Origin of the sequence: Aeromonas sp. R10-2 (assembly GCF_040908445.1) — a bacterium.
In the GTDB taxonomy this organism is placed as follows: Bacteria; Pseudomonadota; Gammaproteobacteria; order Enterobacterales; family Aeromonadaceae; genus Aeromonas; species Aeromonas veronii.
Map to the genome: position 1 here is coordinate 67,215 of NZ_JBFODS010000071.1, position 6,657 is coordinate 73,871.

The following is a 6,657-nucleotide window of genomic DNA, read 5'->3' on the forward strand; positions in this document are numbered from 1 at the left end:
GCATTCATATCCCTCAGGCTTCCAGCCAGCCTTACCCCCGCTTGTCAGCCAGCGCCACCAGCTGCTCAGCCAGCCGGTGACCGTGCAGGTAGGAGGTAATCAGCTCGCTATCCGCTTTGCCGATTTCAATCTGCTGATACCAGTGCTCCAGCATGGCGGCAAAGCCACGCTGGGCCAGCACTGGCTGCCAGTCGCTGGGGGCAAGCGTCTGGGCCTGCTTGTCGCGGGCGATGATGCCGCGGGTGCAGTTCTCAAGGTGCAGGGAGAGATTGTCGCCGTAGGCATCGATGCGCTCCTCGGTGATCCCCGCGCTGCGGTTCATGCTGCCGCTGATGGCGCGATCGCCGCTCTGCCAGCTGACGCTCACCCCGGCCAGCAGGCTATTGTCCTTCATATCCGGTCGCAATACCGCATGAAAGTCGCCGTCCGGCACGCCGCCATAGAAGCAGAGGCTGTCGAGCACATGGATAAAGTCGTCGAACATAAAATCCCGCGCCTTGCCCGGCAGGGCGAAGCGGTGTTTCTGCCAGTTAAGCTCGGTGAGCGGCTGGGCGCGGGCCTCGGCCATGGCGGGCAGATAGCGGCGGTTAAAGCCGGTAAAGAGGGCGCAATCTTGCGCGATGGCAAGGTTGGCCAGCGCTTCTGCCTCGGCCAGCGTGTCGCACAGGGGTTTGTCGACAAAGGTGGGGATCCCCGCGCGCAGGCACTGCTCGGCCAGCTCGCGATGAACGGCGGTGGCGGCATGGATCATCACGGCGTCGGGGCGGCTGGCCAGCAGGGCCGCCACATCGGTAAAACACTCGGCGATCCGATACTGGCGGGCCAGCTTTTCCAGCACTGCCGGATTGCGGGTGCAGAGCAGCGGGGTAACCCGCTCATCGCTCGCCAGCAGCGGCAGATAGGCTTTTTGGGCGATATCCCCCAGACCAATCATGGCAATGCGCATCTCAACTCCTTTTCACTCGATAACGGGACAAGCGGATAACTGCCCGCACCATCGCAGGATTTGTCCCGCAGATCCAGCCTGCCGTTAGCGCACTGGCTGGCGTACGCAGCCCTGTGCAAACGGCGATGTTATCCAGGCATGGCAAGATCGCAAACCGACTTGATCACCTCGGCCAGCCACTCGATGGCGAGATTGCCCTGGCTTTTGCGGTGTCTGCCGACCACCACCTCGAACGGCTGGGGCGCCCCGGCCAGCTCCAGCACACGAAAATCCCCGAGGGCGGCGATGGCCGACGGAATGCAGGCCGCCACGTCATTGACCGACATAAAGGCTTGCAGCGAGGTATAACAGGGGAGCATCGCCACCGCCGCGCTGGCAACCTGCTGCGGGCTCATCTGCCCTTCGAAATTGCCGACGCTGTTGGCAAACTGCACAAAGGGGATGGCCGCCAGATCCTGCGGGGCCTTGTCCGGAAGATATCGGGAGTCGCGGCGCAGCACGCAGCAGTAGTGATCCCGGCGCAGGGTGGCGCGCAGCAACCCCGGGTCGAGATAGGCATCAAAACCAATCACCAGATCGACCTCGCCGCTGGCCAGCGCCTCCAGATGCGCTTCGGCCTGAAAGTCCACCACATCGAGCCGGATGGAGGGCGCCTGACTGCGCAGAGCGCTCGCCAACCTTGGGATAATGGCGAGCTGGGCATATTCGTTGGCCATCACCCTGAAAGTGCGCTGACTGCTGGCGGGGTCGAAGGGCGCAGCCACAAAGACACCGTCGATATCGGCCAGGATCTGCTCGAACTTGTCGGCCAGCTCGCAGGCGTAGTCGGTCGGCTGCAATCCGGCGCTCTGGCGGATAAAGAGCTCGGCGGGAAAGATATCGCGCAGCTTTTTCAGATGGCTGCTCACCCCCTGTTGGGAGATCTCCAGCAACTCAGCCACCCGCGACACACTCTTGTATCTGACCAGCAGCACCAGCACCCGCATCTGCCTGATATCGATCCTCTCCACCCTTACCTCACCAATTTCAGTTGTATCACATACAAATTACCCATGATTTACATTGTATCAGTGGCTCTCTAACCTTGCAGCTCTTCCAGCAAAGCGAGGTTAACGATGAAAACAGTCATTCTGATTGGTGCTCAGGGGAAAATGGGGCAAGCCGCCCTCAGTGGTCTGGGCAAGCACAAGGTCATTACCGCCAGCCGCTCCGGCGAGGGGTGTGATTTTCAGGTGGATATCACCAGCAGAGAATCCATCGAGCGGCTCTACCAAAACGTGGGATCCTTCGATGCGGTGGTCAATACCGCCGGCTATTGCGAATACGCCCCCTTTGGCGAGATGAGCGACGAGCAGCGGCAAACCACCATCCAGAGCAAGCTGATGGGGCAGATCAATCTGGTCAATATCGGCCTCAACTACATCAATCAGGGGGGCTCCTTCACCCTGATCTCCGGTATCCTCAATATCAAGCCGATCCCCCTGGCCATTGCCGATGCCACCACCAGCGGCGCCATCGATACCTTTGTCCAGTGCGTGGCCCACGAGCTGCCCCGTGGCATTCGCATCAATGTGGTCAACCCGACCGTACTGGAAGAGGCGTGGGACGTATATGGCGAGATGATGCCGGGCTTCCAGCCGGTGCCGGGCACTTTGGTCGGCAAGGCGTTTGAGCGCTCCGTCGATGGCTTTATTAGCGGCCAGGTGCTCTATGTCGATGCCTGATCCGGTTCAGGTGTGACTCCAATGCCTTTGTAATTCCTTGTCGATGTTTTTCCTCTTCCCCGAAAGCGCCAGCTCTCGGGGCTTTTTGCATAGAGGAACCGGAGTAGCGACAAAATATGATTTCATTTCGACGGCGGCACACAGATTTATGTCATCCGGGTCACTGTCAGAGTGGCCTCGTTTGGCTTACTATGGCGCTCTTCTCCCTGTTACCGAGCAAAGGAACTATTTCAGGCTATTTGCCGGAATGGATTACAGCTGACCAACGCCCTGTTTGGCCGCAGCTTATTGGCGCGGCCACTATTGCCTGTGCGCTATCGGCACTTATAAAACGCGTTATTTATGGATGTATAACGATGAAATCATCAATTGCACTCAAAGCCTTGTCGCCCTATATATTCGCAATATTGTCAGTTGGGCTGATATCCAGCGGATATCATGCGCTGCCGATCTATTGCGGCCTGGCCATTGTCGTCTATCCGGTGCTGATTGCCATGCTGGCGGACGAGTGGGAAAAACAGGGGCTGGTCTATCGCGAATCGACCCAGGTCGAGGTTGATGTCAATGTGCGCGGGATCCTTATCAAGGAGCAGAGACGACATCTGGAGAACCTCTACTTTGTCTCGCCGGACATGATGCGGACCAAACTCACCAGCCTCGCCCGTATCAAACTGCTGCTCTGCGGCGCCATGTTTGCCGTGTCACTCTATGAATTCGCGCAGCAGGCCGAGGCACAATTTGCCCTGCCCGCCGTCAATCTGCTGGATATCAATCTGCTGGATATATCCGGCCTGTTGATCGGCCTTGGCGCCGTGCTGTTTCTCGGCCACTGTGCGAGAAAAAGCCTCTCCCTCTACGGGACCTGTCGCCATAAAAACTATCTGGTGCAGAGTCATAACGAACCCGGCGTCCAGCTCTATAGCGCAGCCATTTCAACCAAGGCGGCAAACCTGCAAGTGACCCATACCCGCATGTTCGATGCCTTATTGGCGTGGTATTGAGCAAGCTTTACCTCGAATAACAACGACTTGGGATAACGACCTTGCGGTTTTTTTCCTCATACCCCAAAGCGCACTGCGCTCGGGGCTTTTTGGATGGCGGGCGCCAACGCATCACATCCACCCTTGCTCGTCTGCCGACTGAGCCAAGCGACAAGGGCAAAGCCGCACAGAAGATAGAAAAAGGAAGGAAGTCGAAACTTCCCTCCTTTTGGCTTGCGCTGCGGCCTGTGACTCAGTTGATCTTGCCCATTTCAACGGCAAAGCTGGTCGCCAGCTGGGCAAACTTGAGAGCGTGGCCAGCCGAGGGATCCGAGTTTTGCAACGTATCCTGCGCCGTGTGGATCCTTGGGTTGTATTCGCTGAAGCGTGACTCGAACGGCATGGCGGCGGGGTAGCCCTGATTGTGCCAGGAGGCGTGATCCGAGCAGCCATAGCCACAGCTGTCATAGCCATAGCTGACTTGCGGCAGATAGGCATCGAGCAGCTGGGTGAGATAGCCGGTCAGCCCCTTGTCGGTGTAGTCGGTCATAAAGACGATGTCGTTCGCCGAGCCCTTGTAGTTGGTCATGTCCAGCTGGAGCGCGGCCAATACCCTGGTGTTGGCCGCCTTGTAGCGACTGGCGATATCCTTGGAGCCCCGCAAGCCCACCTCCTCTGCCGCATAGCCGATAAATTGCAGGGTGCGCTCCGGCTGGCGGCCCTGTTCGGCGATGACCCGCAGCACCTCGGTCAGGGTGGCGATGCCGGAGGCATCATCATCGGCGCCGGGGGCCAGCGTCTTGCTGTTGGGGGCCGAGCCTGCAGTGGAATCGAGATGGCCACCGAGCACCACCACCTCGTCCGGATAGCGGCTCCCCTTGAGGGTCAGCACCACCGATTGTTGCGGGTAGCCGCTATGTTTGACCCGACTGACGCTGGCCCATGGCAGGGCGCTGCCGAGGCTCTGCCACTGGCTGGCCACCCAGTCGGCGGATTGCGTGCCGGTGGGAGTGGTGTAGTAGCGGTTGCGCCAGCCGGATAACTTGCTGATAGTGCTGGCGATATTGCCTTGATCCAGATGGGGCAGCAGCCGGTTGACACTGGCCCCCTGGGTCAATGGCGGTGCGCTGAACAGGTTTTGGCTGAGGGGCTGAGCCATGCTCTGCAGCGCATCTGCCAGGGTCGTGTGCACCACATAGCCTCCGCAACGCTGGTGCCCTTCGTGCATCAGGTGCGAGAGGGAGCCAAGCTCGCTTGCTTCAATCTGGGCCAGCTGGACGGGCGCTCCGCTGGCACTGAACAGGGGGGAGAGCTTGGCATTGACCTGCTTGAGTTCAACCCCGCTATCGGCCCCAATCGTGATCCACACGGGTGCCGCCGCCTGAACGGCAAGGGGAATCAGGGGGAGCAAAAGGGCTGCAGTCATCGCTTTCATGTCGGATCCTTCCGGTTATGGTTAACAGTAAACAGGCTTGATGGGCCTCATAGGAATACCAACCTAGTCTAGGCACCCACTGCTGTCAAAAAGGTGGATGCCCCGGAAAAGGGCGCTTATTAGCAGCCAAGTGCTCTATATCGATGCCTGATCCGGTTCAGGTGTGACCCCAATGCCTTTGTAATTCCTCATGTACAGGATCTTTAGCAGCAACCAATTGAAATAGATATAAAAATGGCTTCGATTGTGATCTGATTTTATCGCCAAACAAAACCGCCACGCACGAAGCCATGACCATTATCGATGCCAACCACTATCTTGAGCAACTTCTCTCTCCTGCCGAACTCGACCGCATTGCCCGTGACTGCCAATTTTGCTTGCGCAAACGAGCCATTACGCCTGCCATGCTGGTGACTGCACTCTTGCGGGCACTTGGCTGCGACCAGGTCGATGGTATCGCTGGATTGCACCATCATTTCAATGCCTTGCAACTGGTTGATGCCCATCAGGTTTCCTACAAGCCCTTTCACAACCAGTTGCGCAAAGCGTCGTTCGCCCTGTTCATGAAGGCGCTGGTTGAACGGGCTATCGCCTTGCGTATCGGCCAACAGATGAAGACTGCATCCCTTGGCGCATTCAAACAGGTGTTGTTGCAGGATGGTACTTCCTTTGCCGTCCACAAAAGCCTGGCCGAAGTGTTTCCGGGAAGGTTCAAGACCATTAGCCCGGCGGCAATCGAGTGTCATATGCTCATGTCTCTATTGGAGCAAAGTCCAGTTTGCATGCAGGTCTCTGCCGATACGGCGTCAGAGCGCCAGTTCCTGCCTGAGCCCGAGCGGCTCAATAACAGCCTGCTGTTGGCGGACGCGGGTTACATCGATATGGCCTACTTTGCGAAACTAAACGAGGCGGGCGGTTTCTATCTGGTCAGGGGTAGTAAGAGCCTGAACCCGAAGATTATCCGGGCATGGCGCGGTGACGAACGGGAAGTGCCGAAGCTGGCGGGCCTGTCACTCAAGGATGCTGGACGGCGGCACTGTCGGGCAGAGGTACTGGATATGGTGGTGAAATCGGGCAAGTTCGAGTATCGGCTGATCCGACGCTGGTTTGCCGAGGAGAAACGGTTCTGTATCTGGATGACCAATCTGCCACGAGAGGCATGGCCAGCAGAGCGGGTGATGAGCCTGTACCGCTGTCGTTGGCAGGTGGAGCTGCTGTTTAAGGAGTGGAAGTCGCACAACCGGCTCAAGGGCTTTGTGACAGGTCAGAAAGCCATTGCCGAGGGGCTGGTGTGGGCCAGCCTGTTGTCGCTGGTGATGAAAAGACGGGTAGCTCAGACGCTGATGGGGGACGGTTTATCCACACTGAAAGCGGCGAAAAATAGCGGAACCTGGTGGTTCCCGTTATTGGAAGCGGTGGCTCATCGGGTGTTGGTGGAAATAAGAGAGCGTCTGGAATGGGCTGCCGTTTACTTGGCGAAAAATGCCCGTCGAACCAAGCAGCGAAAATCGATACAGAACAGGACCTTAGAAGGAATTTCAAATGAAGTGTTTTCTTAAGGTCCTGTATATG

General features: G+C 58.0%; 6 protein-coding genes. 3 read left to right on the forward strand and 3 right to left on the reverse strand.

Going from position 1 to position 6,657, the window contains the following annotated elements; translation table 11 throughout:
* Positions 1-31 precede the first annotated feature (31 nt).
* Positions 32-946 carry a Gfo/Idh/MocA family protein gene (locus AB5Y97_RS14930; RefSeq protein ID WP_201947505.1) on the reverse strand — a complete coding sequence of 305 codons (915 nt, stop codon included), beginning with the start codon at positions 944-946 and terminating at the stop codon, positions 32-34.
* Positions 947-1,074: 128 nt separating this feature from the next.
* The gene (locus AB5Y97_RS14935) at positions 1,075-1,956 is read right to left on the reverse strand and encodes a LysR family transcriptional regulator (RefSeq protein WP_201947503.1); all 882 of its coding nucleotides are present in this window, start codon (positions 1,954-1,956) and stop codon (positions 1,075-1,077) included.
* A gap of 105 nt (positions 1,957-2,061) precedes the next feature.
* Between AB5Y97_RS14935 and AB5Y97_RS14940 the strand changes: the two genes are divergently transcribed.
* Both AB5Y97_RS14940 and AB5Y97_RS14945 read left to right on the forward strand, forming a co-directional pair.
* Complete coding sequence (locus AB5Y97_RS14940; RefSeq protein ID WP_368158313.1) at positions 2,062-2,670, forward strand: short chain dehydrogenase; 609 nt, start codon at positions 2,062-2,064, stop codon at positions 2,668-2,670.
* Between the two features lie 356 nt (positions 2,671-3,026).
* Positions 3,027-3,671: a hypothetical protein gene (locus tag AB5Y97_RS14945; protein WP_368158315.1), complete on the forward strand. Its 645-nt coding sequence runs from the start codon at positions 3,027-3,029 to the stop codon at positions 3,669-3,671.
* A gap of 232 nt (positions 3,672-3,903) precedes the next feature.
* On the opposite strand, the gene AB5Y97_RS14950 is transcribed toward AB5Y97_RS14945, so the two are convergent.
* Positions 3,904-5,085: a M28 family metallopeptidase gene (locus AB5Y97_RS14950; RefSeq protein ID WP_201947499.1), complete on the reverse strand. Its 1,182-nt coding sequence runs from the start codon at positions 5,083-5,085 to the stop codon at positions 3,904-3,906.
* A gap of 290 nt (positions 5,086-5,375) precedes the next feature.
* Here AB5Y97_RS14950 and AB5Y97_RS14955 point away from each other — a divergent pair, with 290 nt between their 5' ends.
* Positions 5,376-6,644: an IS4-like element ISAeme4 family transposase gene (locus AB5Y97_RS14955; protein ID WP_041206016.1), complete on the forward strand. Its 1,269-nt coding sequence runs from the start codon at positions 5,376-5,378 to the stop codon at positions 6,642-6,644.
* Positions 6,645-6,657: the final 13 nt, after the last annotated feature.

Excerpts from the sequence above, each read along its gene's own strand:
- AB5Y97_RS14930 (WP_201947505.1), bottom strand. The coding sequence starts at position 946 with ATGCGCATTGCCATGATTGGTCTGGGGGATATCGCCCAAAAAGCCTAT.
- AB5Y97_RS14940 (WP_368158313.1), top strand. The coding sequence starts at position 2,062 with ATGAAAACAGTCATTCTGATTGGTGCTCAGGGGAAAATGGGGCAAGCC.
- AB5Y97_RS14945 (WP_368158315.1), top strand. The coding sequence starts at position 3,027 with ATGAAATCATCAATTGCACTCAAAGCCTTGTCGCCCTATATATTCGCA.
- AB5Y97_RS14950 (WP_201947499.1), bottom strand. The coding sequence starts at position 5,085 with ATGAAAGCGATGACTGCAGCCCTTTTGCTCCCCCTGATTCCCCTTGCC.
- AB5Y97_RS14955 (WP_041206016.1), top strand. The coding sequence starts at position 5,376 with ATGACCATTATCGATGCCAACCACTATCTTGAGCAACTTCTCTCTCCT.